General features: G+C 35.7%; 20 protein-coding genes, 4 tRNA genes and 1 other RNA gene. 18 read left to right on the plus strand and 7 right to left on the minus strand.

Going from position 1 to position 17,573, the window contains the following annotated elements:
* Window positions 1–13 precede the first annotated feature (13 nt).
* The 3 genes from HXK94_000415 to HXK94_000425 are packed head-to-tail and all read left to right on the plus strand — an operon-like array spanning window position 14 to window position 2,194.
* A complete protein-coding gene (locus HXK94_000415; protein QTI96361.1) occupies window positions 14–910 on the plus strand; it encodes a hypothetical protein in 897 nt (298 codons plus the stop codon).
* Window positions 910–1,512, plus strand: a complete 603-nt coding sequence (locus HXK94_000420; protein ID QTI96362.1) for a prepilin-type N-terminal cleavage/methylation domain-containing protein — start codon at window positions 910–912, stop codon at window positions 1,510–1,512. The genes HXK94_000415 and HXK94_000420 overlap by 1 nt, the downstream gene beginning before the upstream one ends.
* On the plus strand, window positions 1,493–2,194 hold the full coding sequence (locus HXK94_000425; GenBank protein ID QTI96363.1) for a prepilin-type N-terminal cleavage/methylation domain-containing protein: 702 nt from the start codon (window positions 1,493–1,495) through the stop codon (window positions 2,192–2,194). Before HXK94_000420 ends, HXK94_000425 begins: the two co-directional genes overlap by 20 nt.
* A 30-nt stretch (window positions 2,195–2,224) precedes the next feature.
* On the opposite strand, the gene HXK94_000430 is transcribed toward HXK94_000425, so the two are convergent.
* A complete protein-coding gene (locus tag HXK94_000430) occupies window positions 2,225–3,142 on the minus strand; it encodes a tyrosine-type recombinase/integrase (protein QTI96364.1) in 918 nt (305 codons plus the stop codon).
* 69 nt (window positions 3,143–3,211) lie between these two features.
* Here HXK94_000430 and HXK94_000435 point away from each other — a divergent pair, with 69 nt between their 5' ends.
* The 4 genes from HXK94_000435 to HXK94_000450 all read left to right on the plus strand — a co-directional run bounded on the left by HXK94_000435 (window position 3,212) and on the right by HXK94_000450 (window position 5,405).
* A complete protein-coding gene (locus HXK94_000435) occupies window positions 3,212–3,721 on the plus strand; it encodes a nucleoside-diphosphate kinase (protein ID QTI96365.1) in 510 nt (169 codons plus the stop codon).
* A gap of 43 nt (window positions 3,722–3,764) precedes the next feature.
* Window positions 3,765–3,841 (plus strand) — tRNA-Arg (locus HXK94_000440).
* 12 nt (window positions 3,842–3,853) lie between these two features.
* Entirely contained in the window at window positions 3,854–4,369 is a 516-nt protein-coding gene (locus tag HXK94_000445; GenBank protein QTI96366.1) for a PH domain-containing protein, read from the plus strand.
* On the plus strand, window positions 4,356–5,405 hold the full coding sequence (locus HXK94_000450; GenBank protein QTI96367.1) for a SurA N-terminal domain-containing protein: 1,050 nt from the start codon (window positions 4,356–4,358) through the stop codon (window positions 5,403–5,405). The genes HXK94_000445 and HXK94_000450 overlap by 14 nt, the downstream gene beginning before the upstream one ends.
* A gap of 84 nt (window positions 5,406–5,489) precedes the next feature.
* On the opposite strand, the gene HXK94_000455 is transcribed toward HXK94_000450, so the two are convergent.
* Window positions 5,490–5,567: transfer RNA gene (locus HXK94_000455), tRNA-Asp, on the minus strand.
* A 98-nt stretch (window positions 5,568–5,665) separates the two neighbouring features.
* On the opposite strand from HXK94_000455, the gene HXK94_000460 reads away from it, so the two are divergent.
* From HXK94_000460 to HXK94_000480, 5 genes are all read left to right on the plus strand, one after another.
* Window positions 5,666–5,741, plus strand: a tRNA-Thr gene (locus HXK94_000460).
* A 15-nt stretch (window positions 5,742–5,756) separates the two neighbouring features.
* The gene (locus HXK94_000465) at window positions 5,757–6,128 is read left to right on the plus strand and encodes a hypothetical protein (GenBank protein QTI96368.1); all 372 of its coding nucleotides are present in this window, start codon (window positions 5,757–5,759) and stop codon (window positions 6,126–6,128) included.
* A complete protein-coding gene (locus HXK94_000470; GenBank protein ID QTI96369.1) occupies window positions 6,128–7,822 on the plus strand; it encodes a hypothetical protein in 1,695 nt (564 codons plus the stop codon). The genes HXK94_000465 and HXK94_000470 overlap by 1 nt, the downstream gene beginning before the upstream one ends.
* A 697-nt stretch (window positions 7,823–8,519) precedes the next feature.
* On the plus strand, window positions 8,520–9,500 hold the full coding sequence (locus tag HXK94_000475) for an adenine-specific methyltransferase EcoRI family protein (GenBank protein QTI96370.1): 981 nt from the start codon (window positions 8,520–8,522) through the stop codon (window positions 9,498–9,500).
* Between the two features lie 2 nt (window positions 9,501–9,502).
* On the plus strand, window positions 9,503–10,597 hold the full coding sequence (locus HXK94_000480; protein QTI96371.1) for a DUF262 domain-containing protein: 1,095 nt from the start codon (window positions 9,503–9,505) through the stop codon (window positions 10,595–10,597).
* Between the two features lie 99 nt (window positions 10,598–10,696).
* Here HXK94_000480 and HXK94_000485 read toward each other — a convergent pair.
* A tRNA-Val gene (locus HXK94_000485) sits at window positions 10,697–10,773 on the minus strand.
* 89 nt (window positions 10,774–10,862) lie between these two features.
* Between HXK94_000485 and thrS the strand changes: the two genes are divergently transcribed.
* Genes thrS through HXK94_000505 form a run of 4 tightly spaced genes read left to right on the plus strand, consistent with a single transcriptional unit; the run spans window position 10,863 to window position 14,878 of the window.
* Window positions 10,863–12,680 carry a threonine--tRNA ligase gene (gene thrS, locus HXK94_000490; protein QTI96372.1) on the plus strand — a complete coding sequence of 606 codons (1,818 nt, stop codon included), beginning with the start codon at window positions 10,863–10,865 and terminating at the stop codon, window positions 12,678–12,680.
* 3 nt (window positions 12,681–12,683) lie between these two features.
* The gene (gene miaA / locus HXK94_000495) at window positions 12,684–13,556 is read left to right on the plus strand and encodes a tRNA (adenosine(37)-N6)-dimethylallyltransferase MiaA (GenBank protein ID QTI96373.1); all 873 of its coding nucleotides are present in this window, start codon (window positions 12,684–12,686) and stop codon (window positions 13,554–13,556) included.
* 55 nt (window positions 13,557–13,611) lie between these two features.
* Window positions 13,612–14,226: a winged helix-turn-helix domain-containing protein gene (locus HXK94_000500; GenBank protein QTI96374.1), complete on the plus strand. Its 615-nt coding sequence runs from the start codon at window positions 13,612–13,614 to the stop codon at window positions 14,224–14,226.
* Between the two features lie 13 nt (window positions 14,227–14,239).
* Complete coding sequence (locus tag HXK94_000505; GenBank protein QTI96375.1) at window positions 14,240–14,878, plus strand: MBL fold metallo-hydrolase; 639 nt, start codon at window positions 14,240–14,242, stop codon at window positions 14,876–14,878.
* An 83-nt stretch (window positions 14,879–14,961) separates the two neighbouring features.
* Here the strand turns inward: HXK94_000505 and rpmB are convergent, their stop codons facing one another.
* Complete coding sequence (gene rpmB / locus HXK94_000510) at window positions 14,962–15,150, minus strand: 50S ribosomal protein L28 (GenBank protein ID QTI96376.1); 189 nt, start codon at window positions 15,148–15,150, stop codon at window positions 14,962–14,964.
* 84 nt (window positions 15,151–15,234) lie between these two features.
* On the opposite strand from rpmB, the gene HXK94_000515 reads away from it, so the two are divergent.
* Together HXK94_000515 and rnpB are read left to right on the plus strand one after the other, a co-directional pair.
* Window positions 15,235–15,867: a site-2 protease family protein gene (locus HXK94_000515; protein ID QTI96377.1), complete on the plus strand. Its 633-nt coding sequence runs from the start codon at window positions 15,235–15,237 to the stop codon at window positions 15,865–15,867.
* A gap of 219 nt (window positions 15,868–16,086) precedes the next feature.
* An RNA gene (rnpB, locus tag HXK94_000520) (RNase P RNA component class A) lies at window positions 16,087–16,416 on the plus strand.
* 55 nt (window positions 16,417–16,471) lie between these two features.
* Here rnpB and rplT read toward each other — a convergent pair.
* Genes rplT through infC form a run of 3 tightly spaced genes read right to left on the minus strand, consistent with a single transcriptional unit; the run spans window position 16,472 to window position 17,554 of the window.
* Window positions 16,472–16,813, minus strand: a complete 342-nt coding sequence (rplT, locus tag HXK94_000525) for a 50S ribosomal protein L20 (GenBank protein QTI96378.1) — start codon at window positions 16,811–16,813, stop codon at window positions 16,472–16,474.
* Window position 16,814: 1 nt separating this feature from the next.
* Entirely contained in the window at window positions 16,815–17,012 is a 198-nt protein-coding gene (gene rpmI / locus HXK94_000530; GenBank protein ID QTI96379.1) for a 50S ribosomal protein L35, read from the minus strand.
* Window positions 17,012–17,554 (minus strand): translation initiation factor IF-3, encoded by a 543-nt coding sequence (gene infC / locus HXK94_000535; GenBank protein ID QTI96380.1) that lies wholly within the window; start codon window positions 17,552–17,554, stop codon window positions 17,012–17,014. The genes rpmI and infC overlap by 1 nt, the downstream gene beginning before the upstream one ends.
* Window positions 17,555–17,573 lie beyond the last annotated feature (19 nt).

Consider the following 17,573-nt stretch of genomic DNA (forward strand, 5'->3'; position numbering starts at 1 on the left):
AATAGGAGTAATTATGAAAAACTTAAAGACGAAAAAAGCTTTTACAATTATTGAAGTAATGCTGGTTGTTAGCATTTCTGGTTTAATGTTGGTAACAATGCTAGTTGGTTGGAATGCTAATATTGAACGCCAACGCTATAACGATTCTGTGAACACTTTTAAATCAGATATTCAGGGAATTTTTAGCGATGTCGAAAATCAAACAAACGACAAAAACCAACGAATTAACTGTAACACAAACGGTGATAATATTAGCATTAGTAAGAGTGAAGGTAATAGTGGTGCATTAACTGGTGCAAGTGATTGTATTATCTTAGGTAAATATATCTCATTCTCTAGTGATGGAAATGCAACGAATGGCCAGGACACCTATCAGGTCTATGATGTCATTGGTAAAGATATTAATGTTAATCGAGATTGTAATAATAATGGTCCTTGCAATAATAACTTGGATGCTCTAAGAGCTACAAAGTTTGTTTTGGATGGGGGAATTAACCAAATTAATGGCCCTAAAAATATGGAACTTCAATGGCGTGCACAATTTAAGAATGTTACAGATAGTCGAGTAGGTATTTTAATCTTAAGGTCACCATTAGATAATTCAATTGTGGTTTTTGGTGCTTCGGGAACTATTAACAATACTACTCTTAATAATCCAAGAATTATCTTTAGTTTTCGAGATTTTAGTCTTAATCAAAGCTGGGTTGTTACTGATAGAAATACTATGAATATTTGCGTTCGACCTACTAGTGCGGGGTCTGGTGGATTTAACTTTTTTGGTGGTAGAAATAAGATTGTTAAAATTGGTTCTTCAGCTTCTTCAGTTGAAATTGCACCACTAGATGGACCAAACGGCTCTTCTTGTGGAAGCGATTTTAATGATGTAATAATTAATGGAGCGAAATTATAATGAAAACTCAAAAAGGTGATACACTAGTTGAAGTTCTTCTTGCTATGGCAGTTTTTGCTGTAGTAATGATGATTGGGCTATCAGCAATGAATAATGGAATGTCACGAGCTTTAGCAAGCTTGCAACTAACAATGGCACGCAACACAATGGATTCACAGGCCGAAGCTTTACGCTTTGCAAATGCAGCATATATTTCAGAATTTCGTTCCGACGGGGGAGCTGTAACTAGTGCGGCAGCTCGGGTTTGGCAAGAACAGCTAACTAAAGGAGCGAAAGGCGCAGCTACTCGACTTGCCGATTGTAAACGGGACGATGCGAATGCATTTGTGCTATCGCGTAGTGATTTATCTTATCATAGTAATGGGATAACAAATGCAGTAACCTATCCGCGAATAGCTTATGGAGATGATGCGGATTCAAACGCAATCACAAATTCAAATACTGATTATAAGAGGGCTGAAGGTATTTGGGTTGAAAAAGTTCATCTGGCTAATACAAATTATTATGATTTTCATATCCGTGCTTGTTGGTCTGCACCGGGAAGCAATGTTAATACAACACTTGGAACGATTGTGAGGTTATATGATCCAGCAAGCAAATAAAAAAGGTTTTACAATTATGGAATTGATGCTCGCAATGGGCGTGATTGCTTTTTTGCTGCTTTCGGTTGCGGGTTTAATTATCCAAATGACAAATACTATTACACGGGGAACAACTTATAAAGATCTAAATGCAGCTTCTCGAACGATTAATGCAGATCTAACAAAAACATTTAACTCAACATCTGTTCTTGACGGTTGGGATGGTCGAACCAACACTAATGAATATTATAGAGTTGTTGGCGGTTCGGGTGCATTTTGTACAGGGTCAGTGAGCTATCTGTGGAACACTAATCTTAAAGATCCGGATGCAGCATTAATTATTTATGTTGGAGATAAAAATCCAGTTCGGTTTGTTAAAATTCGTGACACCGCAAAAAATTATTGTTCAAATAATGCTCAAAGTACGGTTTGGACGAAAGTTCCTCATGATGATACAGTTACTGAAATTTTAAGCAACAGTGAAGTTAATCTTCAGCTTCACAATATATCATTTACTTCAGGTGGTAATTTGATTAGTTCATCTTCAAATCAAATGATTGTAAATATCGCCTATGTTTTAGGTACACCAGATAATAACGATATTCGAATGAATGCTGGAAGTAAAAACTGTGAGGGGAATGTTAAAAGCAACTATTGCGCAGTTAATAAATTCGAACTCACCGTAAGAACTCTTGGTAGATAAATAAAAAAGCGACTTTTTCGAAAGTCGCTTTTATTCTGTTTCGCTATGGAATCGCTCGTGGATTTCTTTTAAATGTTGATCAGTAATATGTGTATAAATTTGTGTTGTTGCAATACTTGCGTGTCCAAGCATGCCTTGAACTGAACGTAGATCGGCACCATTCACGAGTAAATCTGTTGCAAAAGAGTGGCGCATTGTGTGTGGGGAAACGTGCTTTGTGATTCCTGCTAGGCGCGCGTATTTTTCAACCATTCGCTGGACTGAGCGGGCGGTAATTCGGCGGTAATTTCCATCTGTTGACGGTTTTTTATAGCGTTTCGAATAATTCAAAAACAAGGGTTGAAGGTTGTCTTCTCGTGCTTGCAAGTAATTTTCAATATGTTCGGCGGCCTTTTTCGAAATAAAAATTGGGCGATCTTTGTTTCCTTTTCCGCGAACCGTAAACTCACGCCGTTTTGTGTTGATGCTTCCGCGATTTAAACTTACAAGTTCTGAAACACGGAGTCCGCTAGAAAAAAGCAGCTCAATAATTGCACGATCACGCAAGTCGCTTTCAGTTTCATTTGGAATTGCCGAAATTAAACGTTCAATTTCTTCGTAGTGCAAAAAATTTACCTGGGGTTTAACAATTTTTGGTAGTTCAATTTTTGAGGGTTCAAGACTTTTAATATCTCGACGCGAAAGGTAAGTTAAAAATCTTCGAAGCGCAATAAGATGATATGCTTGGGTAGTTCTACTTAAACTTTTACCAGAATCGTTTTCGTAACGGTTAAGCCACAAGCGATATTTTCGAACAAGTTCAGAAGTGATTTCTTTAACGGGAATATCTCCCGAAAATTCCACAAGGCGCTCTAAATATAGCTGATAATTCTCGGCAGTTTTTTTCGAACGACCACCTTCAACTTCGAGCGACTCAATAAAATCTTCAATTCCTTCAGAAATATACATAATCTTATTATAGCATTTTTTTCGAAAAAAGAGTATAATTTTAAGTATAAGCTTTAAGGAGGATTTTTTATGTCGAAAGAGTTGATTCAGCGAACACTAATTTTGTTCAAGCCCGACGCAGTTCAGCGTGGAATTGTGGGCGAAATTTTAACACGTTTCGAAAGAGTTGGCTTAAAAATCATCGGCACAAAAATGATCTTCCCAAATAAAGAGCATTATCATAAACATTATGAAGGAATTGGTAAAATGGTGACGCGCCGTGGCGAAAAAGCTTTTGATATGGCGTTGGAATTTATGACGCAAGGGCCTGTGATCGCGATGGTTCTCGAAGGTGTTGAATCGGTTGAATTGGTACGAAAACTCGTTGGTGGCACCGAACCAAAAGCTGCGCTGCCGGGAACGATTCGAGGAGATTATTCGCACATGAGTTTTGGCTATGCGGATGAACACAATGTTGGAATTCCGAACTTAATTCATGCATCGGGAAGTGTTGAAGAAGCGAAACAAGAAATTGAACATTGGTTTGCTGATCATGAAATTTACGACTATCATTCACCTCGAGAAAAATTTACGCGTTAAAATCTCGCTATTTTTGTAAAAATCTGTTAAAATAGAGAAGTGAGCCTCGGTAGCTCAATTGGATAGAGCAGTTCCGTCCTAAGGAAAAGGTTATAGGTTCGATTCCTATCCGGGGTACCACTGATTTTATTTATGAAAGAACAAATTTTTAAAGGTCAAAGAGAAGGTGAAGAATTTCTCTTTATGTTTCGAAAGCATATCATTGCGATGCGCAAGGGTTTTTACCTTTTTTTGGGCGTTTTTGCAATTTCTTGTTTGCCGACTTTTTTTATGTTAACTTCAGAAAATCTAATGAATGCGCTTTGGGTTGCTTGCGGCGGTTTTCTGGTTGGGCTTATGCTGTTTTTGTATCATTTTATGCTGTGGTATTATTCAATCTATATTGTTTCGAATCAGCGCATTCGTCAAATTACGCAAAAAGGATTTTTTGGGAGAAGAATGATGGATTTGCCGCTTTCGAAAATCCAAAGTGTTAATTTCGAAATTCCAGGATTTTTTGGCGATATTTTCCATTTTGGAACAATAAATATTTTTACAATCGTGGGAGATTTAGAGATTAAAAATGTTGAACACCCAGAAGATGTTTATAATAGACTTCAGGATGCGATTTCGAAAGTTGAAGTAGAGGAGGAAGATGAAGAATTTTAAAGAAAAGCGAAAGAGTTTGAAGAAAAAGATTTTGAAAAAGTCGAATACTCAAGAAACTCAAGTTGCAAAAATCACAAACACAACACTTGAAGAACAACGCAAGGAAATTTTAAACAAGGGTAAAAAATTTAAATATCCTGTCCAATATAGTAAAAATCGACTAGTTGGAAACGCTTTAATTATTGCTTTGGTGATTTTAATTACTGGTTCAGGGTTGTTGTGGTATCAACTATATCAAGCGCAAAATACTGGTGAATTTATTTATCGTTTTACAACTGTTATACCATTTCCAGTTGCAAATGTTGATGGCGAGAACGCACTTTATCGCGACTATTTAATGGAATATCGCGCAAATATGCAAATTGCGAATGCTAAAAAAGATGAAATTGAAAGTGCTAATAATGTAAAGGCTCTTTCAGTTTTAAATAAAAATAAGGCAATGAAAAATGCGATTGCGAATGCTTATGCTCAGAAAAAAGCCCGAGAAATGGGAATTTCTGTATCAGAGAAAGAGATTGACGAAGCTTTTGATGCTCAGAGAAAGACTCAAAATACCGAGCTTACTGAAAGTGCATTATATAAAATTGCCGCCGATAACTACGGTCTCTCACCAAGCGAATATCGTCGAATGTTTATTGAACTTCCACTTCTTCGCCGAAAAGTTACCGCAGAAATCGATAAAAATGCTGCTAAGACTAGAGATGAAGTTGTAAAATATTTGAACGATAACTCAAATGATTTCTCAAAGGCTGCTGAGCAATTTGGTGATAAGATTGAGTATAATAAGCCTGGAAAAGTTCGAAAAACAAATATTGACGGCGGTCGTTCGAAGGTAGCTTCACAATTAAATGTTGGCGAAGTTTCGAAACCATTCATCTCGAACGCTGGTGATGGCTACTATATCGTAAAACTTATCGAAAAAAGTGACAATGAGATTAGTTATGAATCGATAAAAATTAAGTTTACCGAGTTTAATTCACAGCTAGAAAAGCTTGAAAAAGAAGGTAAGGTTAAAAAATATATCAAGGTTGATTAGTCTATAATAAAAAAGATACCCGTGAAAACAGGTATCTTTTAAAATAAATAAAAAACGCTAGAAAGCGATTTTTAAAGTCTAAATTGGCGCGCCCGACCGGATTCGAACCGGCGATCTCCTCCGTGACAGGGAGGCGTACTAGGCCAGCTATACCACGAGCGCATCGCTAGACTAATACAATTCTATCAGACTTCGAGAATAAAATCAAGGCCTTTTTTAGTTTATTTTTCAAAAAGTTTGTGCTATAATATTAAGCATATGCCGATGTAGCTCAGTTGGTAGAGCAACGCACTCGTAAAGCGTAGGTCAGCAGTTCAATCCTGCTCATCGGCTCCAAATAATTTTATTCTTATGAAAACAATAACTAATTTATTTAAACCAATTATCAAAGATCGCCGAATGTTATTAGCAATGGTTTCGGTGTTTTTAGCAGGAATTATATTTTTTATTTTCATGATTTTGAATGTAAAATCATACGATTATTTATTAAATGTTCGATATACTGTTTTTGGTACCAGTGAATTTTATAAAGATTCTTGGATGTACCGTATTATTTTAGCTATTTTTGGATTAATTGTTGCTTTTATTCATAATATTTTGATTGCGAAAGTCTATAATATTTCCGGTCGTCGTGTTGCTATTGCTTTTGCGGTCTTAAGCGTCGCCCTAATGGTTGCTAGTATGTTTATTATTGGCGCTTCAATTCGAGAGATTCCAAACTAATGAAGAAACAAAAGATTGACATTGAAATCCCACTAGGTAAGCGAACCCTGAAGTATCGCTTTTTTGAGATTTTGCCAGCATTTTTAAGTTTTGGTGCAATTATTTTAATGTTTATACTTTCGTTCTTTTCACCTTTTTTGGCCTCGGTCTACCTTCTAACAATTATTACAACTCTTCTAGTTAAAGCAATCGGAATTGCTTACCGAATGATAACGGGACATATACAAATTGAAAAGGCTCAAAAGGTTAATTGGAATAAGCGACTGTCTGAACTTAAAAATCCAAAAAAAGCGCTTGAGAAGATAAAAAATCAGGAAAAAAGTAAGGAATATGATTTTAAACAGCATATTCAAAATTTGCATGATATTATAGATAGACCAGAGGCTTTTCCGGATCCATTCTCGGTAAAAAATGCTGTGATTATAGCTGCTTATAATGAACCTTACGAAGTAATTCAACCGACAATTAAATCTGTTTTGGCCTCAAATTATGACGCTAAAAATCTTTTAATTTTCCTGGCTTATGAGGAACGTGGCGGTGAAGGCATTGAAAAAACTGCAATTCGGCTCAAAAAAGAGTTTTCGAAAAGTTTTGGTGCTTTCGAAATTGTAAAACATCCAAAAAACTTACCGAATGAGGTTGTTGGGAAAGGTGGAAATATCACTTTTGCTGGCCGAGCATTGCAAAAATATTGCGAAGATAATAAAATTCCTTTCGAGAGCGTACTGGTTACAACTTTAGATAGCGACAATAAACCACATAAAGAATATTTTGCTGCTGCAACCTATGAATTTGTTGTCCATGAAGATCGTAAAAAGTTATCATATCAGCCGGTTTCGTTGTTTTTGAATAATATTTGGGATGTTCCAGCACCAATGCGCGTGGTTGCAACTGGTAATTCATTCTGGAATATCGTCTCGACAATGCGGCCGCACCTTTTACGAAATTTTGCCTCACACTCTCAACCTCTAGATGCGTTGGTTGAAATGGATTTTTGGTCAACTCGCACAATTGTTGAGGACGGACATCAATTTTGGCGCAGTTATTTCCATTTTGGTGGCGATTATTACGTTGTGCCAATTCGTGTGCCAATCTATCAAGATGCGGTTTTAAGTGAAACTTTACCAAAAACACTAAAAGCCCAATTTATCCAGCTTCGTCGTTGGATGTATGGTGCGAGCGATATTCCTTACGTTGCAAATTTGTATTTTTCGAAAAATCGAAACGTTCCACTTATTGATGGGCTAATGAAATTGATTCGTTTGATTGATGGCCACGTTACGGCTGTATTCCAATCACCAATGGCTGCCTTTGGTGGTTGGGTTCCGTTGATTGTTTATGCGGCATCATCTCGTAGCGTGATCGTTCATCAATTGCCGAACGTTATTAGTACGCTTCAGCAAATTGCAACAATTGGTATTTTTATCACAATTTTGATTAGTTTAAAGATGTTGCCGCCACGTCCAGAACGCTATAAGAAACGTCGTTCTTTCTGGATGGTTGCACAGTGGGTTTATATGCCTGTAACTTCAATCTGTTATAATGCTGCAGCAGCGGCGTATTCACAAACTCGATTGGCTCTTGGCAAATATCTCGATAAATTCGACGTTACCGAGAAAGGCCGAATTGAAGATGTTGAACGCGCTAAAGCAGAAAAAGCTAAAAAGCGAGCATTGAAAAAGCAAAAAAAATAAGCACTCTGAAAGGAGTGTTTTATTTTTCGCTTTGGAATTTGAATATTTATAAAATAATTTAAAAGCGGCCACTTAGACCGCCTAATGTAGGGACATTTGTAAGATTTTCCTAAATCTTACTAAAAGTGCGTCGTTGTTTGGGTAACGAAAAGAAGAGATAGAGAACCTAACAGATAATATACTAGAGAATTTCCGATTTTTTACGCCCAAACCTGGTTGAACTTTTTCCGCAATTCAACCTCGTTTTTTTATTTTAACGCTTTTTGTGAAAAAGTTCAAGTATAACCATAAAGATGCTAATTTTCAAAGATTAAAATTTTGTTCGCTTTTGCTAAGAAACGTATTTTTATAACTAAAACATTTCACGCGAAAGTCAAATAAGATAAGGCGAACAAACTTAAAGTAAATATATCATCAGATAAATAAAAATTTTCAAAAGCCAAAAACTATCTTGTGGAAAAGATTTTAGAAAATGTGCAAAACTAAAAAAACAATATAACGCTATATGTAGTGATTGAAAAAAGAGGTGAAGTATGATAATATTGAGATGTCTATAAACAATTTAAAATGTATTTTCGGCGATTTTTTGTTGCTGGATTTCGTAAATAGAGCTCCCAGTCTGGGAGAATTTGTGAAATTCAGTTTCTGAAAATACATCAAGTTTATAGACGCCCCAGCTGGGCGCTCTATTTATTTGATGTTTATTTTTTCGCCAAAAATAGAAAGGTTTTTCGTGGCGAATAAAAATCTCACACGAGCAAAAAAGGTCAAAAATGATGAATTTTACACACAATACGATGATATTGAAAAAGAGTGTGAAAGATATCGTGATCAATTTTATGGCAAAATAATTTACTGTAATTGTGATGACCCTGAAAGTAGTAATTTCTTCTTGTATTTTGCGAATAATTTCAAGTTTTTTGGCTTAAAAAAGCTTGTGACTACTCATTATGATGCTGAAAAGCCAACTTATAAGCTAGAATTAACAGAAGAAATGATCGAAGATGGCGCTGTAACTGCTGAATGTGCTAAGAAAACTCTACTTAAGGGTAACGGAGACTTTCGCAATGAAGAGAGTATTGAACTATTGAAAGAAGCCGATATAATCATAACTAATCCACCGTTTTCACTTTTTAGAGAATATATTGCTCAATTGATTGAATATGGAAAGCGATTTTTAATTATGGGAAATAATAACTCAATCACCTATAAAGAGATTTTTAAATTAATAAAAGAAAATAAAATTTGGCTTGGTTATGATGTTAATAAAACTATGGAGTTTGCTTTAAGTGATAGTTATGAGAAATGGAGTCGTATAGAAAATGGCGTAAAGTACGGAAAAGTTCCTGCAATATCTTGGTTTACGAATCTTGAAACAGATAAACGCCATCAAGAGTTGATTTTATATAAAAAATATACCGCTGAAGAATTTCCAAAATATGATAATTATGACGCAATTGAAGTTTCGAAAGTTGTTGATATTCCGCAAGATTATGACGGTGTTATGGGAGTACCGATTACTTTTCTTGATAAATTTAATCCAGATCAATTTGAATTGATAGGTTCTAATCGTTGGGTTGGTCAAGACGAAGATGGAGTGTATGGTAGAAGTTCGTATTTGAATGGAAAAGAAACTTTTAAAAGGCTATTCATAAAGAACAAGAAAGTGAGTAAATAATTATGAAAATTGAACTTCATAAAATAAAAATCAAAGATATTTTTGAAGGCTATCGAAACAATAATGAAGAAGGTGTTGCTGGTTTTGGTGGAAAGTTAAATATTCGCCCAAAATATCAACGAGAGTTTGTTTATGATGATCGCAAACGAAATGCTGTGATTGATACGGTTCGAAAGGGTTTTCCGCTAAATGTGATGTATTGGGTAAAAAATTCTGACGGAACTTTTGAAGTTTTAGATGGGCAACAACGAACAATTTCAATTTGTGAATATTTAAATAATAAATTCTCAATTTTGGATGAAGGAAATCGGCGGAAATTTTTTAATTTGACAGATTTTGAAAAAGAGCAGATTGAAAATTATGAGTTGATGATTTATTTTTGTGAAGGTAATGATAAAGAAAAACTTGACTGGTTTAAAATTATAAATATTGCAGGAGAAAAACTTACAGATCAGGAACTTCGTAATGCTGTTTATACTGGTGAATGGCTGACGCATGCAAAGAGTATTTTTAGTAAAAATAATTGTCCAGCTTGGAATTTAGCAAAAGATTATTTGAACGGTTCACCAATTCGGCAAGATTATCTTGAAGCTGCCCTCGATTGGATATCAAACGGTGAAATTGAAAAATATATGTCTGAAAATCAGAATAAGCAAAACGCAAACGAGCTTTGGTTATATTTTCAAAATGTTATTTCTTGGGTGAAAATGACATTTGTGAATTATCGCAAAGAAATGAAAGGTGTTAATTGGGGCGAGCTCTATAATAAATTCAGTAGAGAAAATTTTGATACTACTAAAATTGAAAATCAAATTGTTGAATTATTAAAAGATGATGAAGTTACTAAAAAATCTGGAATTTATAAATATATTTTAACGGGTGAAGAACGTTGGTTGAGTTTACGAGCTTTTACAGAAAATCAAAAAAGAGAAGTTTATGAACAGCAAAAGGGAATTTGCCCAATTTGTCATGAGCACTACACAATTGAAGAAATGGAGGCTGATCATATTCAGCCATGGAGTAAAGGTGGAAAAACGGTGGCCGAAAACTGCCAAATGCTTTGCAAAAAAGATAATCGCGAGAAGAGTGATAAGTAATTTTTATAAAACTAAAATACCGCATGATAAGTGCGGTATTTTAAAGATGATTATAAAACAATAATATTACACATAACTAAAGGTGTAATAACTATAAAGTGGTGGGCGATAGAGGACTCGAACCTCTGACTTTCACAACGTCAATGTGACGCTCTAGCCAACTGAGCTAATCGCCCGTGGTTTTATTTTAGCAAAACTTGCAAGAAAAGTCTAGTGGTGATAAAATAAAAAGTAGTTAAAAATATTATTTTCGAAAGGAATTTAAGTGGAGAATAAAGAGGAGAAACTTTTTAAGATGCGCCACAGCCTCGCTCATATTATGGCGGCGGCAGTTCAGCGAATCTACCCAGACGCGAAGTTTGGTGTTGGTCCAGCAATTAATGATGGATTTTATTATGATATTGATTTAGGCGATAATAAAATTTCGGAAAATAATTTTGGTAAAATTGAAAAGGCTATGCGTCGAATTATCGCTGAGAGCCAAGATTTTGTGCGAAGCGAAGTTTCAATTGAAGATGCAATTAATTGGGCGAAAGAAAACAACCAGCCTTATAAATTAGAACTTTTAAATGATTTAAAAAATGCAGGAACCACTAACGCAAAAATTCTCGCTGAGGGTGATTTTGAATTGGGTGATGGTGCTGAAACTGTAAGTTTTTATACGAATGGAAACTATAAAGATCTATGTCGTGGTCCGCACCTTTCAAACACTAAAGAAGTTGGTGCATTTAAACTAATGCGTGTAGCTGGTGCTTATTGGCGTGGGGACGAAAAAAATCCACAAATGCAACGACTTTATGGCGTGGCTTTCGAAACTCAAGAAGAACTTGACGATTATCTTCGAAAAATGGAAGAAGCTAAAAAACGCGATCACCGCAAGCTGGGTAAAGAGCTCGATTTGTATACAGTTTCACCACTTGTAGGAATCGGTTTGCCACTATTTACGCCACGCGGAACAATTTTGCGTGATGTTTTAGCGAACTATTCAAATCAATTGCGTCAAAAATACGGTTTCGAAAAAGTTTGGACTCCACACATTACTAAAAAAGATTTGTACGAAAAATCTGGCCACTGGGCAAAATTTGGTGAAGAACTTTTCTTGGTTAAATCGCAAGTTACTGGCGGTCAATTCGCACTAAAACCAATGAACTGTCCACATCACACGCAGATTTTCGCCTCAAACCCAAGAAGCTATAAAGATTTGCCAATTCGCTATCTTGAGACTACAACAGATTATCGTGATGAGCAAACTGGTGAACTTGGTGGATTGAACCGTGTTCGTTCTTTGACTCAAGATGATTCACACATCTTTTGTCGAACAGATCAAATTGAGAGTGAGATTCAAAACTTATTGGCGGCTGCTCACGAACTTTATTCTGGAATTGGTATGAAATTGCGCGTACGTCTTAGCTATCGTGATGAATCTGACAGTTATCTTGGTGATCTAGCTGTTTGGGAAAGTGCGCAAAAGCAACTTAAAAAAGCGGTTATTTCAAATAATCTAGAATATTTTGAACAAGAAGGTGAAGCTGCATTCTATGGCCCAAAGATTGACTTTATGGCGACAGATGCAATTGGTCGTGAGCACCAAGTTGCGACTGTTCAGCTTGATTTCGTTCAACCTGAACGTTTCGAACTTTCTTACAAAAACTCTGAAGGTCAAGATGAGCAACCTGTGATGATTCACTGTGCTTTGCTTGGCTCAATCGAGCGATTTATGAGCGTTTATATTGAACACAAAGCCGGCTGGTTTGATTTTTGGGCAGCTCCAGAACAAGTTCGAATTCTAACAATCAACGATACTTTAAATGACTATGTTGAAGAAGTTTCGAAAATCCTTTCTGGTGTTGTTTTGGATTCACCAGTGAAATTTAATGAAGTTCGTTATTCTGTCGATAACCGAAACGAATCTCTAGGAAAGAAGATTCGTGAAGCAACCTCAATGAAGATTCCGGTTCAACTAATTGTTGGCCCTAAAGATAAGGAAAACAATGAGGTGAGTGTTCGCTTTAGGAAAGACGGTGAATTTGTTGAAGAAAAAGTTGCGCTTAACGATCTAGCTACATTTATTCAAGAAATTTAAGTTATGAAAAACAGCAATACATTAATTGTTATTACTGGCCCCACGGCAAGTGGAAAAACAGGCTTGGCTATTAAGTTAGCCAAGCTTTTTGGCGGTGAAATTATTTCTGCTGATTCGCGCGCTATCTATAAAGATATTGATATTGCCTCCGCTAAGCCTACTATTGAAGAACGGGAGGGAGTTCCGCATTGGGGATTTGATCTAGTTGAACCGGGTGAACGTTTTACGGCGGCAGATTTCAAAGAATACGCTTATTTAAAAATTGAGGATATTTTAAGTCGAGGAAAAATTCCATTTTTAGTTGGTGGGACTGGCTTATATATTGATGCTGTATTATATGATTACGAATTTGGCGGCGAAGTTGATGACGCCTTTCGGCAAAAAATGAATTCAAAAAGTCTTGAAGAACTTCAAAGATATATTTTAGAAAATAAAATTCGAATGCCTGAAAATTCTAAAAATAAGCGTTATTTAATAAGGGCTATAGAAAAAAGCGTAAGCGTAAAGAGAGAAGATTGTAAAAAAGTCAACAAATATAACACTATTGTTGTGGGAATAACAACGCCACGCAACGAATTGAGACAAAGAATTTTTCAAAGAAATGAACTATTTTTTAGTTCAGGTATTATTGAGGAGTTTAAAAAAAATGAACAGAAATACGGAATGGATTCGGAAGCAGCAACAGCAAACGCCTATCCACTTGTACAAAAATATTTAGCAGGTGAATTAACGCAGCAGGAGTTGATTGAAAAAATGAGTGTTCGTGATTGGAGATTAGCTAAGCGTCAAACAACCTTCATGAAGAGGAATAAAGATATAATTTGGCTTAATTTAAAAGATGCTGAACAATTTATTATTTCAAAAATTAAAAAATGAACAAAAAAATTATAAAAGGCTAGTTGATTTTTAAAAAGTGTGGTAAAATATAGATATGGAACAGAGTATTAATGCACTATTTGGTTCAAAAACTAGAGTTAAGCTTTTAAACTTGTTTTTTAATAAGCCAGATGAAAAATTTTATGTTCGAGAAATTTCTAGAATAATTGATGAGCAAGTTAATTCTGTTCGAAGGGAGCTAACAAATCTTGAAGGCGTTGGCGTTGTGAAAAGTTCTACAGAGGATCGAAAGATTTTTTATAGAGCAAATCAGCGATTCAAATATTATTTGCCGTTAAGAGTTATTTTTGCGGGGGTTCAATTCTCAGAGAAAGAACATGATGTTAAAAATGCTACAGTATCAGATAACTGGCAAAATAAAATTTCTAACGTAAAAAATTCTTTAGATCTGCTTATACTATTCGGTGTATTCACTGACGATGAAAAATCGGATATAGATCTATTGATTGTGGGTAATAATTTTAATGGCTCCTTATCTAAATGGGCTGCAGACCTTGAAAAACAAGAGGGCCGAGAACTAAACTATATGATTCTATCGATGGAAGATTTTTATTATAGGTACACGACTCAAGATACTTTTGTGAAACAATTATTTAATGGTAAGTATAATATAGTTTTCGACAAAGAAAATCTTCTTGAAAAATTATAGAAAGTGAGAGAAAATGTTTGATATTGAATATAAGGGTGGAAATACTGTTGTAATTTCAACGAAAAAATCTTCACTAGTAACTGATCCGAAAATGTCAGTTAACGGGGAGAAGGATATAGTTATTAAAGATGGAGTAGAACTGGTTACTGAAGAGCGATTCGCAACTCGTAACGATAACTATAAGCTAACAATTAGCTACCCAGGTAATTATGAGATTTCGGACTTTACAATTGCGGGATATCCTGAAAAACGACATATAGATGGTGATTCTGAAGGTAAAAAATCAGTAATATATGGTATTGATATTTCAGGAGTTAAGATTGGACTCCTAGGAAATATTGGTCCTAATATCTCAGACGATCAACTCGAGAACCTGGGGGTGCTTGATATCTTAATTTTGCCTATTGGTGGCGGGGGATATACACTTGATGCAACATCGGCCGCAAGTATTGCTAGGAGATCTGATGCAAAAGTTATTATTCCTGTACATTATTCTGATGATGGAATAAAATATGAAGTTCCGCAATCTGATTTCTCTTTGTTTGCGAAAGAACTCGGATCTGAAGTTGAGAAAACTTCGAAATATAAGGTTAAATCTGCAGCAACTCTGCCAGAGAAAATGACAATTATACAAATTGAACGAACAAAATAAAAAAGAGGTTTAATAGCCTCTTTTTTATTGATTTAAAAAAGAAAAACCCACAAAGTGGGCAATTCTTTTTTTTGAGAAAAATATTATAAAATACCTTTTTTCTTCAAAGTTCGGATAGCTGCGGTGCTCAAGTTTAGTCGAACTTTTTTACCATCAACAATGATAGTTTTCTTTTGAATGTTTGGCTTAAAAGTTCGTTTTGTGCGTCGCAATGAAAAGCTAACGTTGTTTCCGTGTTGCTTTCCTTTTCCTGTTAAATCACATACTGCCATTTTAACTCTCTTTACTTTAATATTTACAATCTGTTCCATTATAGCGTATTTTTGAAAAAAGGTCAAGTGGTGTATAATAGATATATGGTTTTTACAATTATTATTTCGTTGATTTCGATTTTGATCGCAATGATTGTTCATGAATTTTCGCATGGTTTTATTGCATATTTGCTAGGTGATGAGACAGCTAAAAAGGACGGTCGGTTAACTCTAAACCCTTTAGCACATATGGATCCATATATTAGTGTAGTTTTGCCGATTCTATGCGTATTCTCAAACCTTCCTGTAATTGGGGGCGCTAAGCCGGTTCCTGTTGATTTTGAAGAGCTTAAATGGAAAAAATGGGGAATGGCCTTAGTTGCGTTTGCAGGACCACTCTCTAACTTTATTCTGGCTTTTTTGGCATATGCAATAATGCACGCTTTTAACGTTTCTTATGGCGATTTAGCTACAGGATTTTCTGTATTTGTTAAAATTAATCTTAGCCTTGCAATCTTCAATCTAATCCCAATTCCACCACTTGATGGCTCACGAATCTTATATCCAATTGCACCAGAATTTGTTCAAGATTTTTTTGATAAACTTGAATCTTATGGACCGATTTTTATTCTCATGATAATGTTTCTGTTTTCGACAGTCATTTCGAGCTATATTAGTTTATGTATGAGTTTTACTCTTGAAGGGTTTGCGGTTCTTTTAAGATTTTTTGGCTTGTAGGATGAAAAAGTACTAGATTTTTTATATATAAGTTGGTATAATTAAGTTAGGCCCTACTAACGTATGATTTTTCCTGAATAATCATTGATAGAGGAACTCCAAACGATGGTCTATTATCGTGGTAATAGGCTGAGGAGGTATCCACCGTATAATCTTATGCGGGGAAAATATCAAAGTTAGTGGGGCTTTTTATATTGTCTAAAATTTGATATAATAGTGATAGCTTGTTAAATGGTCGCTAATTGAAAAAATTAGAGGAAAGTCCGGGCAGTATAGAGCAAGACAGTTGCTAACGGCAACCGAGGGAAACCTTAGGGAAAGTGCCACAGAAACGATACCGCCTGAAAAGGTAAGGGTGAAAGGAGTGAGGTAAGAGCTCACAGTCGCTCACGGTGACGTGAAGCGAGAGGTAAACCCTGTCTACTGCAAGGAGAATTATAAAATATGGTTGCTCGCCATAATTCGATAACCGCTTGATTTAAGGAGTAATTCTTAAACTAGATAGATGACCATTCACGACAGAACCCGGCTTACAGACAAGCTTTTAATGAAAATAATAAAAAACACACCTCTTTCGAAAGTGTGTTTTTATTTATTTTGAAAATTATTTTACTGATTCAACAATCTTCGCAAAAGCTTTAGGTTCACTTACTGCTAATTCTGCAAGAACTTTTCGATCTAACTCGATATTCTTCGCTTTTAGACCGGCGATAAGTTTACCATAAGTTGTTCCGTTTTCGCGTGCAGCGATATTGATTCGAGTAATCCAGAGAGCTCGAAGATCGCGTTTGCGATTTCGGCGGTCGCGGTATGCATATTGCAATGAGCGAATCACGCCTTGTTTAGCTAAACGATATGAACGTGTTCGTGCATGTTGCATTCCTTTAGCTGCTTTTAGGATTTTCTTATGCTTTGCTCGTGCTGTTACACCTCGTTTTACTCGCATATTATTTTACTCCCAATGCTCGTTTAATATTTTTAGCCATTGCACCTTCAACGGTTGCAGTGGTATTAATTCGTCGTTTTCGACTCTTGCTCTTTTTTGAAAGCATATGGTTCTTAAAGGCTCGACGGCGTACTACTTTGCCGCTTCCAGTAAGCTTCATTCGCTTAGCTGTGCCTTTATGTGTTTTCATTTTAGGCATTATTTACTCCTTACTACTAAACTCAGATTGCGGCCAGCCATCTGAGGTTGCTGTTCGACGATAGCGTCTTCTTCTAGGAGGGAGAGAATTTTTTTAGCCATTTCGAAGCCAATTTCTTTATGAGCCATCTCGCGTCCTTTGAAAACAATTTGGATTTTAACTTTATTTCCGGCTGCTAAAAACTTTTTAACTTTTCGAAGTTTAATTTCTAGATCACCAGCTCCAATTTTCAAGCCAAAGCGCATTTGCTTCAACTCGACCTGTTTAGCTTTGCGTTTATTCTTCTGTTGTTCCTTCATTTTTTGATACTGGAATTTTCCCCAGTCAATAATCTTAACAACAGGAGGTTCGGCATTAGGTGAGATTTCGACTAGATCAAGATTTGCATCTTGTGCAAGATCGAAGGCTTCTTTTGAGCTCATAATTCCAAGTTGCTCACCACTTTGACCAATAACGCGAACTTCGCGAGCGCGAATTTCTTCATTGATTCGAATTTTTTTGCTAATAATTTTCCTTCCTTTCGAGCTGCTATTTTTCAGCAATTTACTCGCATATTATTTT

The organism is Candidatus Nanogingivalaceae bacterium (genome assembly GCA_015257795.3).
Classification (GTDB): Bacteria; Patescibacteriota; Saccharimonadia; order Saccharimonadales; family Saccharimonadaceae; genus Nanogingivalis.